The sequence below is a fragment of the Bacillus salacetis genome, from assembly GCF_003581585.1.
Taxonomy (GTDB): Bacteria; Bacillota; Bacilli; order Bacillales; family Bacillaceae_B; genus Rossellomorea; species Rossellomorea salacetis.
This window is the reverse complement of record NZ_QXIR01000003.1, coordinates 202,597-223,822: the sequence shown is the minus strand read 5'-3', so window position 1 is coordinate 223,822 and position 21,226 is coordinate 202,597. Positions and strand designations below refer to the sequence as shown.

Genomic DNA, 21,226 nt, shown 5'->3' with positions numbered 1-21,226 from the left:
TTGTTTATGAATTCCTTTAAAGGGCTTTTCCAATCGATTGAAGCATTCGGGTATCTTTCCAATATTTCTGTTTCTACATATTTCAGGTCTTCATAACTCATTCCTTTTAAAGAGCTGGAGTTTTCGACCCATACAAAAATGGAGATGACATCAAAAGCCTGGTCGGTGGTTCCTAAATATTTTTCGCCTTGAAACAATATGCCCTTATAAGTGACGAGAAAGTTTTTCCTAATATTCTCCTGATCGTCGAGGAAGTAGAATTTCTTTTGCTCCATTGCCAGTTCCAATTTCCGTTTTGGATTAACAACGTATTTGAAAGCACGGTATAATAGGTAAATAATAAGGATAAAGATCAAAATTCTAATAAGTATAAGCACAAAATTACCTCCAGACAATTACACAGCATAGTCCATCTGTTCCTCTCTACGATTGAGCGGAAAAAAAGTTTCATTTTTTTATAAAATAAATTAAAGGTTTTTTCTGAAGACGGAACAATATGTTATAGTATTCGTTGTCATTCAATGAATTTAGAGGGTACATAAGTGAAAGAAGGATGAAAGGAAGCTGATGAAATGAATATTAATCATTTACTGGAAATGCAGAGAGAGCTCGATACATACATAGAAGAAGAACATGGTTTGGAAGAAACGGACCTCTTTGATAAGAAGGTCCTGGCACTGTTAGTAGAGGTGGGTGAGCTGGCGAATGAGACAAGATGCTTTAAATTTTGGAGTACAAAGCAGCCTTCCGAAAAAAATGTAATCCTTGAAGAATTTGTAGATGGGGTGCATTTCATCCTTTCATTGGGGATCAATATCGGGATCCAGCATTTTGAGCTGCGGGAAGCAAGTTATCTTGAAGAAGATGTTACGAAACAATTCCTTGAAATTTATAATTCGATTCATGACTTTACAAACGGGCGGTCTGTCTCGGAGTATGATCAGCTTGTGCATCAATATTTCTACCTTGGGGAAATCCTTGGTTTTTCACATGAAGATGTAGTACATGCCTATAAGGAAAAGAATGATGTGAATTACAAACGGCAGCAGGAGGGGTACTGAGGAATATCCATTTGGTGATAGTGGTACCATAACGAGAGCGGGCAGAAATTAATGTTAATCTTTTGAATAAATTCTGATAATTTGGTATGATTATTAACGGTACATAAAATCATTAGGGGGTCGAAATAATGGCGAAATTAGACGAAACACTCACAATGCTGAAAGATTTGACAGATGCTAAGGGTGTGCCAGGAAACGAACGTGAAGCAAGAGACGTGATGAAGAAATACATAGAGCCTTTCGCTGATGAAATTACAACAGATAACTTGGGAAGCCTGATCGCTAAGAAGGTCGGCGATGAAAACGGCCCGAAAATCATGGTAGCAGGCCATCTTGATGAAGTCGGCTTCATGATCACCCAAATCGATGATAAAGGATTCCTTCGCTTTCAAACGGTCGGCGGCTGGTGGTCACAGGTAATGCTGGCACAGCGCGTTACAATCGTAACAAAGAAAGGCGATGTCACAGGTGTGATCGGTTCCAAGCCGCCTCATATCCTTCCTGCTGAAGCACGCAAGAAGCCTGTTGATATCAAGGACATGTTCATTGATATCGGTGCATCAAGCCGCGAGGAAGCTCAGGAGTGGGGCGTGAAACCGGGCGACATGGTGGTTCCTTACTTTGAATTCACAGTCATGAACAATGAGAAGATGCTGTTGGCAAAAGCTTGGGATAACCGCATCGGCTGTGCAATTGCCATCGATGTCTTAAAAGGATTGAAAGGTGAAAACCATCCAAACGTCGTGTACGGCGTTGGTACAGTCCAAGAAGAGGTCGGTCTTCGCGGAGCAAGGACCTCTGCTGCAAAAATCAACCCTGACATCGCATTTGGTGTAGATGTTGGTATTGCAGGTGATACTCCTGGAATTTCTGAAAAAGAAGCACAAAGCAAAATGGGTGAGGGGCCGCAGATCATTCTTTATGATGCATCAATGGTTTCCCACAAAGGACTGCGTGATTTCGTAACAGATATTGCGGATGAGAACAACATTCCTTACCAGTTCGATGCCATCGCAGGCGGCGGAACAGATTCAGGTGCCATCCACTTGACTGCTAACGGTGTCCCTGCATTGTCCATCACAATCGCAACTCGCTACATCCATTCGCATGCAGCGATGCTTCACCGTGATGACTACGAAAATGCCGTTAAATTGATTACCGAAGTCATCAAGCGCCTTGATAAAGACACAGTCGCTAAAATCACATTTGATTGATAATCACTGAAGAGACTCCTTTTGGGGTCTCTTTTTAATTGTTTTTAAGTCAGCGGGTTTTCAGGGCAGTTTGAGGTTGGGGCGGGGAATCGTACACCTGAAGGGAAATCTTATATTATATTCAAAGCAGCCACAAATAAAAAACGGATGCCTGATAAGCATCCGCATCCATTATTTGCTCAAGCCTTCTTCAATTGTTTCCAAAAGCATCTTCTGCTCCTGGGGATCTGCATTATTCCAGAATACTTCCATCAAAACGCCAAGACCTGGAAGGGTTTTTTCTTCTCCGCCTTGAATCGCATCAACAATCGTATCTTTAAGCTGATCCTGATTGTTTCCGGATACATTATGGATGATCGCATTACGTAAGTTTAAGCCCATTTTTAACGCTCCTTTATCGAGTATTAATGTTTTCAAGGATATCTTCTCCTCACTTGGCGTTTATTATGTATAAATTCTGATGTATAATGTAAATTCGAAAGCGGCATAAAGGGAATATGGCTGCTAAATTGTTCACAAGGAGATTAAACTGTGAAATACGTCCAATCTGCAAAAAATCCGCAAGTGAAACAATGGAAGAAACTTCAGGCGAAGAAAGAGCGTGATCGCTCAGGTACATATATGGTAGAAGGCTTTCACCTTGTTGAGGAAGCCCTGAAATACAAAAAAGTTGTAAAAGAGGTCCTCATTAAAGAAGGTGTAGAGCTTCCCTCCGATTGGAATGTGGATGATGTCTCGATCATCACCCTGTCGGAAGATGCAGCCAAAGCTGTTTCGGCTACGGAGACAAGCCAGGGGATATTCGCTGTCTGCCATCAAGATGCAGATGGGGAGCTGGACTTAAAAGGTAAAACGTTTCTGCTGCTGGATGAAGTCCAGGATCCGGGAAATCTGGGGACGATAATCCGGACAGCGGATGCTGCGGGAATCGACATGATCATCCTGGGAGAAGGATCTGCTGATCTTTATAATCCCAAAGTACTGAGGTCTGCCCAGGGGAGCCACTTTCATCTGCAGATTGTCAAAGGGGATCTGCCTGGCTGGATCGAACGGCTGAAAGCTGAAGGAATCCCTGTATATGGAACGGCATTAGAAAATGGTATCGAATATCAGGGGATTTCCAGCACGGAGTCATTTGCCTTGATACTCGGTAATGAAGGAAATGGAGTTTCACCGGCCATATTGAACTCCACTGATAAAAATCTTTATGTCCCTATCTATGGGAAGAGCGAATCCTTGAATGTCGCCATTGCAGCCGGCATTTTGATGTATCATCTAAAAAAGGCTCAGTAATTTCACGAAAAGGTTTGAAAACAGATCAAATATTTTCTATAATAGAGGGCATATATATTAAAAACAGTGATAGAGAAAAGTAACATGTTGTAACCATCCCAGGGAAAGAGTACCGAGACTGCAAGTACTCTAATGGACAGCATCGTGAACGTTCACCTCTTGAGTTGGCATCGGGACCGTTTCTTCTGAAACCGAAAGATGCCCCGGCGAAAAGCCGTTATCCCAATGAAGTTAACACAGGACTACGTTCCTCGTGTTTTAATAAGGGTGGTACCGCGACGATAACCTCGTCCCTTGATAGGGAGGAGGTTTTTTTGTTGTTAAAAAAGGCTGTTTCCGTATTGATTGTTGTATTCGAAGATTCCAAGAGCCGGATTTTTCCCTGAACACAAAGATTTTTCTCTGGTTTTTTCCGGTGAACAAATGCAATATTGTTTCGAAAATCCATATCCAACACCAACAAATTTTACGAAAACAGCCCAATAAATTACCAAAATCAGTTAAGGAGGCCATTTGCATGGAAGCAAAATTAAAGCAGCTGCAAGAGGAAGCTATCGAAAAAATCGAAGCAGCAGAGGGGCTTAAAGAGCTCAATGATATCCGTGTTGCCTATCTAGGGAAAAAAGGACCGATCACAGAAGTACTGAAAGGAATGGGCAAGCTTTCTGCCGAAGAGCGTCCAAAAATGGGGGCTCTCGCCAACGAAGTGCGTGCAGCAGTTACAGAACGCCTTGAAGAAAAGAGTGAAAAGCTGGAAAAAGAAGCAGTCAACAAGAAACTCGCTTCAGAAACAATCGATGTCACCCTTCCTGGAAGGCCGGTCAGAAAGGGGCGCAAGCATCCTCTCACGAAAATCGTGGAAGAAATTGAAGATCTGTTTATTGGAATGGGTTACAGCATTGCCGAAGGACCTGAAGTGGAAACAGACTTTTACAATTTTGAAGCCTTGAATCTTCCGAAAGGGCACCCGGCAAGGGATATGCAGGATTCTTTCTATATTACAGAAGAAACTTTGCTTAGAACCCACACTTCACCTGTACAGGCCAGAACGATGGAAATGCATAAAGGCAAAGGGCCTATCAAGGTCATCTGTCCAGGAAAAGTATACCGGCGCGACAATGACGATGCGACACACTCCCACCAATTCATGCAGATTGAAGGATTGGTCATCGGTGAAAACATCCGCATGAGTGATTTAAAAGGAACTTTGCAGGTGTTCGCCAAGAAAATGTTCGGAGAAGACAGGGAAATCCGTCTGCGTCCAAGCTTCTTCCCTTTCACAGAGCCTTCTGTCGAAATGGATATTACATGTAAGATTTGCGGCGGGAAAGGCTGCAGTGTTTGTAAAGGCACAGGCTGGATTGAGATTCTCGGAGCGGGAATGATCCATCCTAACGTATTGGAAATTTCAGGTTTCGATTCGAAAAAATACACTGGATTCGCATTCGGAATGGGACCAGAGCGTATTGCAATGCTGAAGTATGGAATCGATGACATCCGTCATTTCTATACAGACGATGTTCGTTTCTTAAACCAGTTTCAAACACAAGAATAATAAAGCTTGAGGAGGCAGGAAAATGTTTGTTTCATATAAATGGCTGCAGGATTACGTAGACCTTTCCGGTGTGGATCCTGAAGAACTGGCCGAAAAAATCACCCGCAGCGGAATTGAAGTTGAAGGTGTCGAGATCATCGGGGAAGGGATCAAAAATGTAGTGGTCGGCCACGTATTGGAATGCGAACCGCATCCCGATGCAGATAAATTGAATCGATGTCAGGTTGATGTGGGAGAAGGCGAGCCTGTTCAAATCATATGCGGTGCACCTAATGTGGCTGCCGGCCAGAAGGTGCCAGTGGCAAAGGTAGGAGCAGTGCTTCCGGGTAATTTTAAAATCAAAAAAGCGAAGCTGCGCGGCCAGGCATCAAATGGAATGATTTGTTCACTGCAGGAGCTTGGAGTAGAGGGTAAGCTTGTTCCAAAAGAACATGCAGAAGGAATCTATGTGTTTCCTCAGGATACAGAGGTCGGTTCGGATGCAGTGGCAGAGCTGAATTTGGATGACGCTGTCCTGGAATTGGGATTGACGCCAAACAGAGCCGATGCCATGAGCATGCTTGGGGTTGCTTATGAAGTAGGCGCAATCCTTGGAAGGGATATTAAAAAGCCCGAAACCAAAGTCGAAGAGTCTTCAGAGAAAGCTTCCGAATATATTTCCGTGAAAGTGGAAGCTGTTGAAGATAACCCGCTTTATGTGGCAAAAGTCATTAAAAACATCAAAATCGGGCCATCACCGATGTGGATGCAGAACCGCCTGATTGCTTCAGGAATCAGACCTCATAATAACGTAGTCGATATTACGAACTATATCCTGCTGGAATACGGCCAGCCGCTGCATGCATTCGATTACGGCAAGTTCGGTTCAAAAGAAATTCTCGTCAGAAGAGCGGAACAGGATGAAGTGATCGTCACTTTGGATGATGAAGAAAGAAAACTTAACGAAAATCATTTAGTCATCACGAATGGCACAGTACCTGTTGCATTGGCAGGAGTTATGGGTGGAGCCGATTCGGAAGTCGGCCAGGATACAAATACGGTCCTTCTTGAATCAGCGTATTTCGCAGGCGGTCCCATCCGCACGGCATCAAAGGATCATGGACTGCGCAGTGAAGCCAGCTCCCGCTATGAAAAAGGTGTCGATCCAAACCGTGTCAGAGAAGCAGCTGAACGGGCGGTTTCCCTTATGGCAGAGTATGCCGGCGGTGAGGTGCTGCAAGGATCCGTCACAGTAGACAACCTGAAAGTGGAACCTGCTGTTGTAACGATCTCGCTGGAAAAAATAAATTCTGTCCTTGGTACCGATATCAGTGCTGCTGACGTGGAGTCGATTTTTAATCGCCTTCAATTCGCCGTAAAGGTTCAAGGAAACGAGTTCCAGGTTACTATCCCTACACGCAGAGGGGATATTACGATCGAAGAAGACCTGCTGGAAGAAGTGGCAAGGCTGTATGGCTACGATAATCTGCCGTTGACACTGCCGGAGGGTGATGCAACTGCCGGCAAGCTGACGCCATTCCAGATCAAACGCCGTGCGGCCCGCCGCAACCTGGAGGGCTCAGGCTTGATGCAGGCAATAACATATTCTCTTACAAATGATAAGAAAGCAGGCCAGTTCGCACTTCATAAGCGTGAACCGATTCGTCTGATCATGCCGATGAGTGAAGAGAGGAGCAATCTCCGTCTGAGCATCATTCCGCAGATGCTGGAAGCTCTTTCTTATAACATTGCCCGCCAAAATGATTCTCTTGCTTTCTATGAAATCGGTTCAGTGTTCTTAAAAGAAGAAAATCAGGAACTTCCTTCTGAGCATGAACATATTGCCGGAGCAGTGACTGGCTTGTGGAACAGCCACCCATGGCAGGGAGAGAAGAAGCCGGTTGATTTCTTCGTTGTAAAAGGAATCCTGGAGGGGCTTTTCGAGGAAATGGGTGTTGCGGAACATATCAGCTTCCGACAAGCTGAACGTGAAGGCATGCATCCGGGCCGTACGGCAGAAATTCTGCTGGATGACATGGTCATCGGCTTCGCCGGACAGGTACACCCTGATGTTCAAAAAGATATGGATCTTAACGAAACATATGTATTTGAAATCGAGGCTGCACCAGTATTCAATTACAACCTGCCGGCACTTCAGTACTCACCGATCCCAAGATATCCATCCATTACAAGAGATATTGCCCTTGTAGTCAATCAGGATGTTAAAGCGGGAGAGTTGAAGTCCATCATTAAGGAAGCAGGAGGCAAGCTGCTGAGGGAGGTTTCCATCTTTGACCTTTATCAGGGCGAGCATATGGAACCAGGGAAGAAATCCCTTGCATATTCATTGAAATACTTCGACCCTGCCCGCACTTTGACGGATGATGAAGTGGTCAAAGCACATAACAAAGTCCTTGACGCAGTGAAAGATAAAACTGGAGCTGAATTAAGAGGATAAGAAGCGATTGCAAGAATGAAACGCCCCCGCATAGGTGCCTATGCGGAGGCGTTTTTTGTTAAGACAGTTGGAGCGGAATGAGCCATAAGATTCCTTTATTCCCAAAAGAGGGAGGCATCAGTTTAAAAGGTGCATAGAAGGGTTCTAGAGTCCAAAAAGAAGGGTGACTTCAGCAGAAAAGGCGCATAGCCGGGTGCCGTAGTCCAAGAAGAATTGCTATCCAAGCCCAAATGGCGAAGAGAAGGGCCCAAGTGCCCTAAAAAAAGGGCAGCCCCCCAAAAAGGGAGTATAGACAGGCTGTAAATTCCCTCCCAAAAAAAGAAGTCTCAAATGAAAAGGCGTCTAGAGCAGTCCTAAACAAACAAATTCACCTGAAACTCCTATTCACTTCATCTTTTTATCCACGCGCAAGCTTCTGTGCTTTATCGCTGTTCGCGAAATGCCATTTTGTTAGTTTCTTCAATTCTGCAGTTCCGTGCTTCCTGATTATTTTCGCACCTGCGATGTCCACTTGTTTTCCGGCGCCTTTAGGCAGGGTGAAGCCTGCGGCGGAGCTGAGTTTATCCATTTCTTTGACAAAGGCATAGCGTGCAAGGATGGAAGCTGCTGCAACGGAGAGATGGATGCTTTCGCCTTTGGTGCTGAAGAGTACTTTTTCCCGGTGAATCTCTTTTTGGCCGGCTAAGTATTTATAATAAGTGCTTTCTTCGGCGAATTGATCGATCAAGATTGCTTCAGGATCCTCCGGTGATATTTTTTGGAGGAGATTAAGGATGGCCCTGTTATGAAGAAGTGCTTTGATTTTTCCCTGGGACATCCCTTGTTCCTGCAAATCGTTATACTTCGGGTTATGGCAGATTAGGAGACTGTATGGAATGACGGATACCAGGTCTTTGGCTATGGCGATGATTTTTTCATCTGTCAGATTTTTGGAATCTCTTACACCAAGCTCCTTTAATAGCGGAATCTGCTCTTTTTTTACATAGGCGGCTACGACAGTGATGGGGCCGAAGAAGTCTCCTGTCCCTACCTCATCTGAACCAATGAGTGACATTTCAGCAATATTGGCCGGTAATTTCGGGTTTGTTTTGGGCTTGCCGCTTTTCGAAGGAGCTGAATCTTGGGCAGTTCCCCATTTTCCGGCTTCGTCCTGTCCGTTTCCTCCCTGAAAGAGGACCTTTCCGGAACGATAAGCGGTGATGGTACAGCCTGGTACTTTTGCTGTAAAGACCGAACCAGGGGGCATCTTATCCTGAAGATTGGTTTTATAGAAAGCTTTCATTTCATTGATTTTCACTGCGGTGCATTGTAAGACGGTGTTAGCCACAAAGCCCACTCCCTTCTGGATATATGGTTTCTATGTATGCTTGAACCTAAAGCATATCAGACTTCTGACACTTTTAGAATTGTTAACAAAATCAGACTCAAAATGACAAAATTTTTCCCATTCTAAATATTTTCGTGTTATGATAATGTTTAGGATTCTTATGATAGGGGGCTTTCATGTTGTCTCAAAAACAAAAAAACCGTACAACTGTGGATATATATGGGACGCAATATGTCATTGTCGGGACTGAATCCACAAGTCATATCCGCCTTGTCGCTTCCTTGGTAGACGAGAAGATGAGAGAGATCAGCTCCATGAATCCTTCCCTGGATAAAAGCAAGCTTGCAGTACTGACAGCAGTGAACACTCTTCACGATAATCTTAAGCTGAAAGAGTACTGTGAAAGTCTGGAAGAAGAATTAAAAAAATTAAAGGATTGAAAATATTATGCTTGATTTAGCACTATTGATTATCCTCATTTTCGGATTCTTTGTCGGATTGAGGAGAGGGTTTATCCTTCAGCTTGTACATATGACAGGTTTTATCATTTCATTTATCATTGCCTATATTTATTATGATCAGTTAGCGCCGAAATTAACTTTATGGATCCCTTTCCCTGTGCTTGATGAAGAATCAGCATTGAACATGCTGTTTGAAGCAACGAATCTGGATCAATCCTATTATCGGGTCATCGCATTTGCCATCATATTCTTTGCTGCCCGGATTCTGTTTCAAATCATCGGTTCCATGCTCGATTTCCTTGCACACCTGCCGATTCTGAAGCAATTCAATGCTCTTGGCGGCGGTATTCTAGGATTCATTGAAACCTATATTGTCATCTTCATCCTTTTATACATTGCAGCACTGCTTCCGATTGCCGGTGTCCAGTCGCTGCTGAATGATTCAGTGCTTGCTGAGTTCATGGTTTCTAACACGCCGTTTTTATCCGGCCAGGTGCAGGACTGGTGGATCAATTATACAGAACAATAGATTCTAAGAGGACTGGCCCGTCAACCCCGGCCAGTCCCTATTTGTGTTTAAAGAGGGATTTTCCTGACATGCTGTGCCATTCTGTTTATCTTTTTCCTTTTAGGCAGGTATTCTGATAGTATTAATACTGGAGGCTAAAAAGGGTCCCGCAGATGAACATTACTCTGAAAAATCATATAAGAGGGTGATCGAATGACTGTAAATAAAAAAAATATCATTAAATTACTTGAGACAATTGCTATATATATGGAGTTGAAAGGTGAAAACACATTCAAGGTATCTGCTTTCCGGAAGGCAGCCAATGCCTTGGAGACCGACGACAGGAGCCTGAATGAGATAGATTCGTTCACGGCAATCAATGGCATCGGCAAGGGCACTGCGGCTGTCATAGAAGAATACATTTCTGAAGGGAAATCGAGCGTTCTGGAAGAGCTGCAGAAAGAGGTCCCGGAAGGGCTGGTCCCTCTATTGAAACTGCCTGGACTTGGCGGAAAGAAGATTGCCAAGCTGTATCAGGAACTCAATGTTACAAACATAGAAGAACTGCAGGAGGTTTGTGAGGCAGGAAAAGTCTCTTCCCTGTCAGGATTCGGTAAAAAGACGGAAGAGAAGATTCTGGCAGCAATCGAGAACGCAGGTTCACAGCCGGAACGCCTTCCAATTGCATACATGCTTCCAATTGCGGAAAAAATTGAAAGTGCTCTTTCCGGAATGAAGGGGATAAAAGAATTTTCACGTGCGGGAAGTCTTAGAAGGATGAGGGAGACTGTTAAAGATTTGGACTTCATCATTGCAGTGAATGATGTACAAGGTGTTAAAGAACAGATACTGAACTTACCTGATATAAAGGATTCCGTTGCTGCAGGTGATACGAAAATCTCGCTTACTTTCCTGTATGAATGGGAAGTATCCGTTGACTTCAGGCTTGTAAAGCCGGAAGAGTATGCCACTGCTCTCCATCATTTTACCGGTTCAAAAGATCATAATGTCCGTATGAGGCAGATCGCAAAGGAAAGAGGCGAAAAGATCAGCGAATATGGAGTGGAAAATGCTGAGTCCGGTGAAGTGAAAACATTCCGCTCTGAAGAAGAATTCTATGATCATTTCGGGCTTCATTGGATTCCCCCGGAACTTAGGGAAGACGGCAGGGAAATCGATAACTATTCGAAAGACTACGGACTGGTTGAATTGAAGGATATAAAGGGCGACCTGCATATGCACTCCACTTGGACAGATGGTGCTCATTCATTGGAAGAAATGGCAGAGGCATGCAGGGCTAAGGGCTATAAGTATATGGCGTTTACCGACCACTCACAGTATTTGAAAGTCGCCAATGGATTGACGGCTGAAAGGTTATTGAAACAACGGGATGAAATCCATAAGTTAAATGATAAATATGATGATATTACAATTCTATCAGGAATAGAGATGGACATCCTGCCTGATGGAACATTGGACTATGATGATGAAGTTCTTGAACAAATGGATCTGGTGATTGCCTCAATCCATTCCAGTTTTTCTCAATCAAGAGATAAGATCATGGACCGTATGAAAACAGCTTTGAAAAATGCGCATGTCGATATCATTGCCCACCCGACTGGAAGGATCATAGGCAGAAGGGAAGGGTATGACGTTGATGTCGATATGCTGATCGAACTTGCAAAAGAGACAGATACAGCACTTGAATTGAATGCCAATCCAAACAGGCTCGACTTATCCTCTGAGAACATAAAGAAAGCGGAGGAAGCAGGGGTCAAGATTGTCATCAATACGGATGCACACAGCATAGACCATCTCGAATTCATGGAAGTCGGTGTCGGTGCTGCCAGAAAAGGCTGGGTAAAGTCCGATTCTGTCATCAACACATATGAAAGTGATGATTTACTGAAATTTTTAAAAAGAAATGATTGATAGTAGGGAGGAGTATACTCCGTGAATGATAAAGTATTAAGGACGCTGGAATTCAATAAAGTGAAAGAGCTTCTTGCAGGGTTTGCTGCTTCTGCACTCGGAAGGGCAAGGGTGGATGCCCTTCAGCCTTCCCTTACGCTCGAAGAAGTCATTGAATTGCAGGAAGAGACGGACGAAGCTGCCAATATTCTGCGCATTAAAGGGCATGCGCCGCTCGGCGGGATATTTGATATCCGGCCTGCGGTCAAACGCGCGACAATAGGGGGAATGCTTAGTCCCCAAGAGTTTGTACAAACAGCCAGCACCATCCGGGCAAGCAGGAAGTTCAGGCTGTTTATGGAAGAATTGGAAGAGGAAGAAATCGAGCTGCCGATCCTTACAGGAAAAGTCAGTGAGATGGCTGTATTGACACCTCTCGAGCACAAAATCAAAGCAGTGGTGGATGAGAATGGTGCGATCCTTGATTCAGCAAGCGACGCATTAAGGCAGATCCGCTCGCAGATCAGGGCGAATGAAGGGCGTATCCGGGAGAAGCTGGAAAGAATGATCCGTTCCAGCAATGCACAGAAAATGCTGTCGGATGCGATCATCACCATCAGGAATGACCGGTATGTCATCCCTGTAAAGCAGGAATACCGAGGTAATTACGGAGGAATCATCCATGATCAGTCCTCATCCGGCCAGACACTGTTCATTGAACCTGAAGTCATTGTTTCACTGAATAATGCATTGCGTGAACTCAAGCTGAAGGAAGGACAGGAAATTGAAAGAATCCTGACAGAACTGACGGTGGAAGTAAGTGCTTCTTCAGAAGACCTGCTGCTGATTGTATCCATCCTGGCTGATATCGATTTCATGTTCACCAAGGCAAAATACGGAAAGTCCATTAAAGGAACGAAACCGGAAATGAATGGCGACCAGGTCTTGAAGCTTAACAGGGCGCGCCATCCTATGCTCTCAATCGAGGAAGCAGTAGCCAATGATATTGAACTCGGAAAGGATTTCAGTTCCATTGTGATTACAGGCCCCAACACAGGCGGTAAGACGGTGACCTTGAAAACGATCGGGCTTTTGACGCTGATGGCCCAATCCGGATTGCAGATTCCGGCACTTGACGGTTCTGAAATGGGTGTGTTCCAAAATGTTTACGCAGATATTGGTGACGAGCAGTCGATCGAGCAGAGTTTAAGTACCTTCTCTTCCCACATGGTGAACATAGTGGATATTCTCGGGAAGGTAGATCATGAAAGCCTGGTGCTGTTTGATGAACTGGGGGCGGGGACAGATCCCCAGGAAGGAGCAGCCCTTGCGATTTCCATTCTGGATGAGGTACACCAGCGGGGGGCAAAGGTTGTAGCCACCACCCATTATCCTGAATTGAAAGCCTATGGATATAATCGTGAAGGTGTCATCAATGCGAGTGTGGAGTTTGATGTTGAAACACTGAGCCCAACGTATAAATTGCTGATCGGTGTTCCGGGGCGGAGCAATGCCTTCGAAATATCCAAGAGGCTGGGACTTTCGGACAGAGTGATTCAGCGCGCTAAATCACACATAGGTACAGATAGCAAAGAAATTGAAAATATGATTGCTTCCCTTGAGAAAAGCAGGAAAGATGCAGAAGCTGAATACGATGAAGCGCATGATCTTCTAAAGCAGGCTGAGAAGATGCATAAAGATATGCAGAAGCAAATGATGGAGTTCTATGACAAACGTGACAGCCTTTATGAAAAGGCTGAAACAAAAGCAGCCCAGGTAGTGGAAAAAGCGAAAGAAGAAGCTGAAGGCGTCATACGGGATCTGAGAAAAATGAGACTTGAAAAAAGCGCCGAGGTCAAAGAACATGAACTTATCGAGGCGAGGAAGCGGATTGAAGGCGCCGCGCCAGAGCTGAATAGAAGCAAACCGAAAAAAGCAAACGCCGGCCAGAAGCGGGAACTGAAGCCGGGTGATGAGGTGAAGGTCCTCTCGTTAGACCAGAAAGGCCATCTTGTTGAAAAGGTTTCAAGTAAAGAATGGCAGGTCCAGATGGGGATCATGAAAATGAAGGTGAAAGAATCGGACCTTCAATTCATTCAAGCAGAGAAGAAAGTGGAAACAAAACCGCTCGCGACCGTGAAAGGGAAAGATTTTCATGTCGGGCTTGAACTCGATCTCCGCGGTGAACGCTTTGAAAATGCATTATCCAGAGTTGAAAAGTATATTGATGATGCCCTGCTTGCCGGATATCCAAGAGTATCCATCATTCATGGTAAAGGGACCGGCGCCCTTAGACAGGGAGTGCAGGAATACCTGAAAAACCACCGTTCCGTAAAACGGGTCCGTCTGGGAGAAGCCGGTGAAGGCGGTACGGGTGTCAGTGTCGTGGAATTCAAATAAAAGCTTCATGCAGGTCGTCTGGAATGCCGATGGGGGTAAGATCCTGAGAGCCGGCTGCCCCTTCTGTAAGGAGGCTGTCTCACTTAGGGGAGCTCAGGATCTGACGTGAATTATGATCAGGGGATTTTTTAAAACTTATATCAACAGCAGCATATGTTTAAATGTTAATTTATCAATTTTAAAGGGAGTTTCGGGATGGAGAACTTTTGGGAAAATGATTTTGTTCAGACAGCAGGTAATTACAGTGTGGTTGTGCTGTTCCTTATCCTTTTTCTTTCCGTTTTTGAGCTTGTGACAAAGTATAAGAACTGGGAAGAAATCAAGAAAGGCAACATGGCTGTAGCTATGGCCACAGGGGGAAAGATATTCGGGATCGCAAATATCTTCAGGCATTCGATTGCAGAAAATGATACACTCCTGACTACGATTGGCTGGGGAGTATTCGGCTTCATTCTGCTGTTGTCCGGATACTTTATTTATGAATTCCTGACACCAAAGTTTAAAATCGATGAGGAAATCGAGAACGATAACCGGGCAGTAGGCTTTATTTCCCTTGTAATATCAGTTGGCCTGTCCTATGTAATCGGGGCAGGCATCTCATAAGGAGAGAGAAATGGAAACGTTAGCTAAAGTGTTATTGGGACTTTGTGCCCTGTTCATCATTGTAGGTATTATTTATCTGGTCTTCTTTGTATAAGGTTACAAAACGGTAGAGCGGCCAAGCCGCTCTTCTTTAATTTACAGGATGTAAAACAATTGAGAAAAGCGATTTCGAATTGTATCAGTAGTAAAGATATACTATAATAGTATAAAGAATTAAAATTTTCTAACTACTTCTCGGAAGGGGGAAATACTTTGGTGAAACCATGGCTTGAGCTTTATCCTGAAGAAATCAAAAAGGAATTGGACTATACTCCTTCACCCCTGCAGGATTACCTTACAAAAGCAGCGGAACAGTTTCCTGATAAGGCTGCGATTCATTTTATGGGCAAGGAAGTCACGTACAGGGACCTGTATGATGCCGCTTTGAAGTTTGCCAATCACCTTAAATCACTGGGTGTGGAAAAAGGGGACCGTGTAGCAATCATGCTGCCCAATACACCCCAGTCGGTCATTGGCTATTATGGAACCCTTTTTGCTGGAGGTGTCGTCGTCCAGACCAATCCTCTTTACATGGAAAGGGAAATTGAGTATCAAATGAATGATTCGGGGGCAAAGGTCATCCTGACATTGGATATTCTTTATCCAAGGGTCACAAAAGTAATGAAGGACACTGCCCTTGAGCATGTAATTGTAACCGCTGTCAAAGACTATCTGCCTTTCCCTAAGAACCTGATTTATCCTTTCATCCAGAAGAAGCAGTATGGAATTGTCGTGAAGGTAGAACCTTCCGATAATCTGCATTTGTTTACAGACATCATGAAAACGGCGGAAAGCAAACCAATTGAAATCGAATTTGATTTCGAGGAAGATCTGGCTTTACTGCAATACACGGGAGGCACAACCGGATTTCCTAAGGGGGTCATGCTCACCCATAAAAACCTTGTTTCCAATGCTGTAATGTGTGATGCCTGGCTTTACAAGTGCAAAAAGGGGGAAGAGGTAGTATTAGGTATCCTTCCATTCTTCCACGTTTATGGAATGACAACCGTTATGATCCTGTCTGTCATGCAAGGATATAAAATGGTGCTGCTTCCGAAGTTCGACGCGGAAACCACGCTGAAAACAATCCAAAAACAAAAACCTACACTGTTTCCCGGAGCCCCTACCATTTATATCGGATTATTGAACCATCCTGAGTTAAAGAAATATGACCTGTCCTCAATTGATTCCTGTATCAGCGGTTCTGCTCCGCTTCCGGTTGAAGTCCAGCAGAGATTTGAGGAAGTGACAGGAGGGAAGCTGGTTGAGGGATACGGACTCACCGAATCATCACCGGTCACTCATTCGAACTTCCTGTGGGATCGGGAAAGAGTAAAAGGAAGTATAGGCATTCCCTGGCCCGACACTGACGCCGCTGTCTTTTCAATGGAGACAGGGGAGAAACTGCCTCCAAATGAAATTGGGGAAATTTGTGTCAAGGGTCCGCAGGTCATGAAAGGATACTGGAACCGGCCTGAAGAGACTGAAATGACCCTTAGGGACGGCTGGCTGCTGACAGGGGACCTGGGATACATGGACGAGAGAGGATACTTTTATGTAGTGGACCGCAAGAAGGATATGATCATAGCCGGCGGTTTTAACATTTATCCACGCGAGATTGAAGAGGTCCTTTATGAACATCCCGATGTCCAGGAAGTTGTGGCTGCGGGGGTGCCTGATCCGTATCGTGGTGAGACCGTAAAAGCATATGTGGTCCTCAAGGAAAATTCCAGCATAAGTGAAGAAGACCTTAATGCCTTTGCCAGAAAGCATCTTGCTGCTTATAAGGTTCCAAGATTGTATGAGTTCAGGGAGGAACTTCCTAAAACGGCTGTAGGAAAAATCCTGAGAAGGGCACTTGTAGAAGAAGAGAGAAATAAGCTTCAAGACCAAGATGAAAAGCTAGGGTGACTTTGTTTTTGGAAACTGATTAATTTCATACTATCCTGGAAATGGGAAAAGACCATTTGGCTGCCATCCGGCCCTTCTTTTTGATGGAAAGTGGGACAAGGATATTCCTCTTGACTTTTTTTCTAAAGCAATTTATCATAAAATTATGAATGAATAGTCATTCATTATTTCTAAGAGGCAGGGCATAAAATGAAAAGAGACAAACCGAAATACAAACAAATTATCGATGCCGCTGTAGTGGTTATTGCTGAAAATGGATATCACCAGGCCCAGGTTTCGAAAATAGCGAAACAGGCCGGCGTGGCCGATGGGACCATTTATCTTTACTTCAAAAACAAAGAAGATATATTGATCTCCGTCTTCCGGGAAAAGATGGGAATGTTTGTCGGAAAAATTGAAGAAGTTATAGCAGGAAACCGAACTGCGGCGGAGAAGTTATTAGTGATGATTGAAAATCATTGTAAAATCTTGTCGGAAGATCACCATCTGGCAATTGTAACCCAGCTTGAGTTAAGACAGTCCAATAAAGATATCCGCCTGAAAATCAATGAAGTGTTAAAAGGATACCTCTTGGTCATCGACAAGATCCTCACAGAAGGAATCGAAGCAGGTGAATTCACCTCCGACCTTGATATCCGCCTTGCACGGCAAATGATCTTTGGCACTATCGATGAGATGCTGACCAACTGGGTCATGAACGAACAGAAGTATGATTTGTCATCACAAGTTCCTGCCATACATAAGCTGCTGCTCAATGGCTGCGGTTTCAGGAACTGAAGACTTGCGTAGGAGGGAATCCAGATGCAGTATCTGAGTTGCAAAATTGAAAGCCAGACAGCACTCGTTACGATTCAGCGTCCGCCTGCAAATGCCCTTGCCAGTGACTTGATAATTGAACTGGACGGGTTGATGGATGAACTGGAGACGGACAATGAAGTAAGGGTTATTTTGCTGCACGGCGAGGGAAGGTTCTTTTCTGCCGGAGCAGATATTAAAGAATTCACAAAGGTGGAAAGCGGTAAAGATTTTTCCAAGCTGTCAAAGAGAGGCCAGGACCTCTTTGAACGAATGGAGAACTTTTCTAAACCAATCATTGCGTCCATCCACGGAGCTGCACTTGGAGGCGGCCTGGAACTTGCTATGGGATGCCATATCCGCATTGTCGGGGAGAATGCCAAGCTTGGTCTTCCGGAACTTCAGTTAGGATTGGTCCCCGGGTTTGCAGGTTCGCAAAGGCTTGCCAAATTTGTAGGCTCAGCAAAAGCAGCGGAAATGCTGCTGACAAGTGAACCAATCAGCGGCAAGGATGCAGTTCAGTGGGGATTGGCCAACAGGGCATACCCTGACGAAGAAGTTCTTGATCAAGCTAAGAAATTGGCTTTCGGCATAGCGAGGAAGAGTCCGGTCGCTATGAAAGCTGCCTTGGAACTTTTAAGTTATACCAAGCATGGCCGTTTTTATGATGGAGTCAAACGGGAAGCAGAGCTTTTTGGCGATGTCTTCATGTCGGAGGATGGCCAGGAAGGAATCAAGGCATTCATCGAGAAGCGGACACCTGAATTCAAGGGTAAGTAAGCCGGTAATCCCGGCTTCCCTTTGGACCAGGGGATAATTTTTTTTGCCGTAAATATTCTCAATCTTTACAACCAATTGAAAGTTTGAAATTTTAGGAGGGAACTAGGAATGAACATCTATGTACTTATGAAAAGGACTTTCGATACTGAAGAAAGAATCAGTATTTCCAACGGACAAATCAGTGAGGACGGCGCTGAATTCATCATTAACCCATACGATGAGTATGCGATTGAAGAAGCGATCCAGGTACGTGATGAACACGGCGGTGAAGTGACAGTCGTAACAGTAGGCGATGAAGAAGGAGAGAAACAACTGAGAACAGCCCTTGCTATGGGAGCGGATAAAGCTGTTTTGATCAATACCGAAGACGATGTTGAGAATGGTGACCAATTCACCACTGCCAAGATCCTTGCAGAATATCTGAAGGATAAGGATGCAGACCTGATCCTTGCCGGTAACGTAGCGATTGACGGCGGATCAGGCCAGGTTGGACCGCGTGTAGCGGAACAGTTGAACATCCCTTACGTAACGACCATTACAAACCTTGAAATCAACGGCAGCACAGTAACGGTTGTCCGCGATGTTGAAGGTGATTCCGAGACTATCGAAACATCTCTTCCTCTATTGGTAACTGCGCAGCAGGGGCTGAATGAGCCAAGATATCCTTCTTTGCCTGGTATCATGAAAGCAAAGAAAAAACCATTGGACGAAGTTGAGATTGATGATTTAGACCTTGAAGAAGAAGATGTTGAGGCAAAAACTAAAACAATCGAAATCTTCTTGCCGCCAGAGAAGGAAGCGGGCAGGATTCTGGAAGGCGAGCTTGATGATCAAGTAAAAGAACTTGTAGGGCTTCTTCACACGCAAGCCAAAGTGGTTTAATAAGAGGTTTTTTTGGTATAAATTGTTGCTTTCGGAAAAATCCCAAGGGCCGGAACTTTCCACTGAATACAAAGATATTGCATTGAAAAGAGAGAGCAGCTCTTTTCATATCGAAATTCTTATTGAAAGTAACAAAGTTTAGAAAAGAGCCTGATAAATAGACAGTCAACAGATCATTCACTCAGGAGGTAATCTAACATGGCAAGAAAAGTATTGGTACTTGGTGAAGTACGTGATAATGCATTGAGAAACGTTTCTTTTGAAGCTGTTGCTGCTGGTAAGACAGTTGCAGAAGGCGGAGAAGTGGTAGGAGTTTTATTGGGCAGTTCTGTAAGCGCTTTAGGTAATGAGCTGGTTCAATATGGAGCTGACCGCGTGGTTGTGGTAGAGGACGAAAAATTGGAGCAGTACACATCTGACGGTTATTCCCAAGCACTGATGGCTGTCATCGACCAGGAGAGTCCTGAGGGGATCATCTTTGGTCATACAGCTTTAGGGAAAGACCTTGCGCCTAAAATTGCAAGCAAGTTGGGTTCAGGATTGATTTCCGATGCTACAGCCCTGGAAGAAGCAGGCGGCAACCTTGTATTTACCCGTCCAATCTATTCCGGTAAAGCCTTTGAAAAGAAAATCGTTACAGACGGGTTGATCTTCGCGACGATCCGTCCGAATAACATCGATCCGCTTGAAAAGGATGAATCAAGAAGCGGGGATGTAAGTTCTGTAACAGCGGATATTAAAGACCTGCGCACTATCATTAAAGATGTTGTACGCAAAGCCAGCGAAGGTGTGGACCTGTCAGAAGCTAAGGTCGTCATTGCCGGCGGGCGCGGAGTGAAAAGTGAAGATGGTTTCGAACCTCTTAAGGAATTGGCTGATGTACTGGGCGGAGCAGTGGGAGCTTCCCGCGGCGCGTGTGACGCGGATTACTGCGACTACTCACTGCAGATCGGACAGACAGGTAAAGTGGTGACTCCGGATCTGTATATTGCCTGCGGAATTTCAGGGGCGATACAGCACTTGGCAGGTATGTCAAACTCCAAAGTGATTGTTGCCATCAACAAGGACCCTGAAGCGAACATTTTCAATGTAGCGGACTACGGAATCGTTGGAGACTTATTTGAGGTTGTCCCTTTGCTGACGGAAGAATTCAAGAAATTAAAAGTTTCTTCTTCATAAGGATTGATAGCAGCTGTTCATACAGAGCAGCTGCTAAATTTTTTTGCGGATGTCACAAAACCTTGAGAAGGTAATATTATGATATACCCGCCTGAATTGCAGAGTTTAGGTTTTGTTGTCTTCCTTGTTTAATTTGAAGGCCTGATATTTTTATCCACCTTCTTGTTCAAAGGTAGATTGGAGTGGAAGATGTGCGGCATCCGGGGGGATCAGCGGGACTCGTCCAGCTCAAGAGGCCGGCGCCTGTTCTATTTAAGATCTCTCCTTGCGTTGCGTCAATTGGCTAAACGCTTGCCGTGTTTATTATCTCATGCGAGAGCCCTCAAGACTGTACGGAACTGAACGGCCGCATTCACTTTTTATACTGCCCGCCCCGCTGAATCGCAAATCTGGAGTGGGAATCTTCATGAATAAACAAGGGGAAACAGGGTAAATTACCTGCGAGGCATATTTATAGCATCATCAAATGAACGATGATATACTGACGGTAACTTTGAAAGATAATTGGAGGCGAATATAAATGGCTATCACACATGCTACAGATCAAACATTCCAAAATGAAGTAGGTTCAGGTTTAGTACTTGCAGATTTCTGGGCGCCTTGGTGCGGACCTTGTAAAATGATTGCGCCGGTACTTGAAGAACTTGACGCTGATATGGGAGATAAAGTCAAAATCGTCAAAGTTGATGTTGACGAGAACCAGGAAACTGCAGGAAACTTCGGCGTAATGAGCATCCCGACTTTGGTCGTTCTTAAAGACGGCGAAGTGGTTGAGAAAGTTATCGGTTTCCAGCCGAAAGAAGCTCTTGCTGAATTACTGAACAAACACGCTTAATCAAATAAGCCAAAAAACGGGCCTGAGGGGCTCGT

The 21,226-nt window shown here is 44.5% G+C and carries 19 protein-coding genes; 16 read left to right on the top strand and 3 right to left on the bottom strand.

Going from position 1 to position 21,226, the window contains the following annotated elements:
• Positions 1–377: sigma-w pathway protein ysdB (locus D3H55_RS04145; RefSeq protein WP_168412955.1), on the bottom strand; the 377-nt coding region annotated here is incomplete at its 3' end.
• Between the two features lie 195 nt (positions 378–572).
• Here D3H55_RS04145 and D3H55_RS04140 point away from each other — a divergent pair.
• Both D3H55_RS04140 and D3H55_RS04135 read left to right on the top strand, forming a co-directional pair.
• Positions 573–1,061 (top strand): dUTP diphosphatase, encoded by a 489-nt coding sequence (locus tag D3H55_RS04140; protein WP_119545639.1) that lies wholly within the window; start codon positions 573–575, stop codon positions 1,059–1,061.
• A 128-nt stretch (positions 1,062–1,189) separates the two neighbouring features.
• Positions 1,190–2,275, top strand: coding sequence for a M42 family metallopeptidase (locus D3H55_RS04135; protein WP_119545638.1), 1,086 nt, complete (start codon positions 1,190–1,192; stop codon positions 2,273–2,275).
• A 171-nt stretch (positions 2,276–2,446) separates the two neighbouring features.
• Here D3H55_RS04135 and sspI read toward each other — a convergent pair whose 3' ends face one another.
• The gene (gene sspI, locus D3H55_RS04130; protein ID WP_119545656.1) at positions 2,447–2,656 is read right to left on the bottom strand and encodes a small acid-soluble spore protein SspI; all 210 of its coding nucleotides are present in this window, start codon (positions 2,654–2,656) and stop codon (positions 2,447–2,449) included.
• A gap of 150 nt (positions 2,657–2,806) precedes the next feature.
• On the opposite strand from sspI, the gene D3H55_RS04125 reads away from it, so the two are divergent.
• The 3 genes from D3H55_RS04125 to pheT all read left to right on the top strand — a co-directional run bounded on the left by D3H55_RS04125 (position 2,807) and on the right by pheT (position 7,560).
• The gene (locus D3H55_RS04125) at positions 2,807–3,568 is read left to right on the top strand and encodes a TrmH family RNA methyltransferase (RefSeq protein ID WP_119545637.1); all 762 of its coding nucleotides are present in this window, start codon (positions 2,807–2,809) and stop codon (positions 3,566–3,568) included.
• A gap of 517 nt (positions 3,569–4,085) precedes the next feature.
• A complete protein-coding gene (gene pheS / locus D3H55_RS04120) occupies positions 4,086–5,123 on the top strand; it encodes a phenylalanine--tRNA ligase subunit alpha (RefSeq protein WP_119545636.1) in 1,038 nt (345 codons plus the stop codon).
• Between the two features lie 22 nt (positions 5,124–5,145).
• The gene (gene pheT / locus D3H55_RS04115) at positions 5,146–7,560 is read left to right on the top strand and encodes a phenylalanine--tRNA ligase subunit beta (RefSeq protein WP_119545635.1); all 2,415 of its coding nucleotides are present in this window, start codon (positions 5,146–5,148) and stop codon (positions 7,558–7,560) included.
• Positions 7,561–7,957: 397 nt separating this feature from the next.
• Here pheT and rnhC read toward each other — a convergent pair whose 3' ends face one another.
• Entirely contained in the window at positions 7,958–8,887 is a 930-nt protein-coding gene (rnhC, locus tag D3H55_RS04110; RefSeq protein ID WP_119545634.1) for a ribonuclease HIII, read from the bottom strand.
• A gap of 179 nt (positions 8,888–9,066) precedes the next feature.
• On the opposite strand from rnhC, the gene zapA reads away from it, so the two are divergent.
• From zapA to trxA, 11 genes are all read left to right on the top strand, one after another.
• Positions 9,067–9,327, top strand: a complete 261-nt coding sequence (gene zapA / locus D3H55_RS04105) for a cell division protein ZapA (protein WP_119545655.1) — start codon at positions 9,067–9,069, stop codon at positions 9,325–9,327.
• 7 nt (positions 9,328–9,334) lie between these two features.
• Entirely contained in the window at positions 9,335–9,877 is a 543-nt protein-coding gene (locus tag D3H55_RS04100) for a CvpA family protein (protein WP_119545633.1), read from the top strand.
• Positions 9,878–10,069: 192 nt separating this feature from the next.
• A complete protein-coding gene (polX, locus tag D3H55_RS04095; RefSeq protein ID WP_119545632.1) occupies positions 10,070–11,788 on the top strand; it encodes a DNA polymerase/3'-5' exonuclease PolX in 1,719 nt (572 codons plus the stop codon).
• A gap of 21 nt (positions 11,789–11,809) precedes the next feature.
• A complete protein-coding gene (locus D3H55_RS04090) occupies positions 11,810–14,167 on the top strand; it encodes an endonuclease MutS2 (RefSeq protein ID WP_119545631.1) in 2,358 nt (785 codons plus the stop codon).
• A gap of 195 nt (positions 14,168–14,362) precedes the next feature.
• Complete coding sequence (locus D3H55_RS04085) at positions 14,363–14,770, top strand: DUF350 domain-containing protein (protein ID WP_119545630.1); 408 nt, start codon at positions 14,363–14,365, stop codon at positions 14,768–14,770.
• Positions 14,771–15,022: 252 nt separating this feature from the next.
• Positions 15,023–16,720 carry a long-chain-fatty-acid--CoA ligase gene (locus D3H55_RS04080; protein ID WP_119545629.1) on the top strand — a complete coding sequence of 566 codons (1,698 nt, stop codon included), beginning with the start codon at positions 15,023–15,025 and terminating at the stop codon, positions 16,718–16,720.
• A 189-nt stretch (positions 16,721–16,909) separates the two neighbouring features.
• Positions 16,910–17,497, top strand: coding sequence for a fatty acid metabolism transcriptional regulator FadR (gene fadR / locus D3H55_RS04075; protein WP_119545628.1), 588 nt, complete (start codon positions 16,910–16,912; stop codon positions 17,495–17,497).
• A gap of 24 nt (positions 17,498–17,521) precedes the next feature.
• Positions 17,522–18,295: an enoyl-CoA hydratase gene (locus D3H55_RS04070; RefSeq protein WP_119545627.1), complete on the top strand. Its 774-nt coding sequence runs from the start codon at positions 17,522–17,524 to the stop codon at positions 18,293–18,295.
• 108 nt (positions 18,296–18,403) lie between these two features.
• Positions 18,404–19,177, top strand: coding sequence for an electron transfer flavoprotein subunit beta/FixA family protein (locus tag D3H55_RS04065; protein ID WP_119545626.1), 774 nt, complete (start codon positions 18,404–18,406; stop codon positions 19,175–19,177).
• Between the two features lie 198 nt (positions 19,178–19,375).
• Entirely contained in the window at positions 19,376–20,356 is a 981-nt protein-coding gene (locus tag D3H55_RS04060; protein ID WP_119545625.1) for an electron transfer flavoprotein subunit alpha/FixB family protein, read from the top strand.
• 520 nt (positions 20,357–20,876) lie between these two features.
• The gene (gene trxA / locus D3H55_RS04055) at positions 20,877–21,191 is read left to right on the top strand and encodes a thioredoxin (RefSeq protein ID WP_119545624.1); all 315 of its coding nucleotides are present in this window, start codon (positions 20,877–20,879) and stop codon (positions 21,189–21,191) included.
• Positions 21,192–21,226 lie beyond the last annotated feature (35 nt).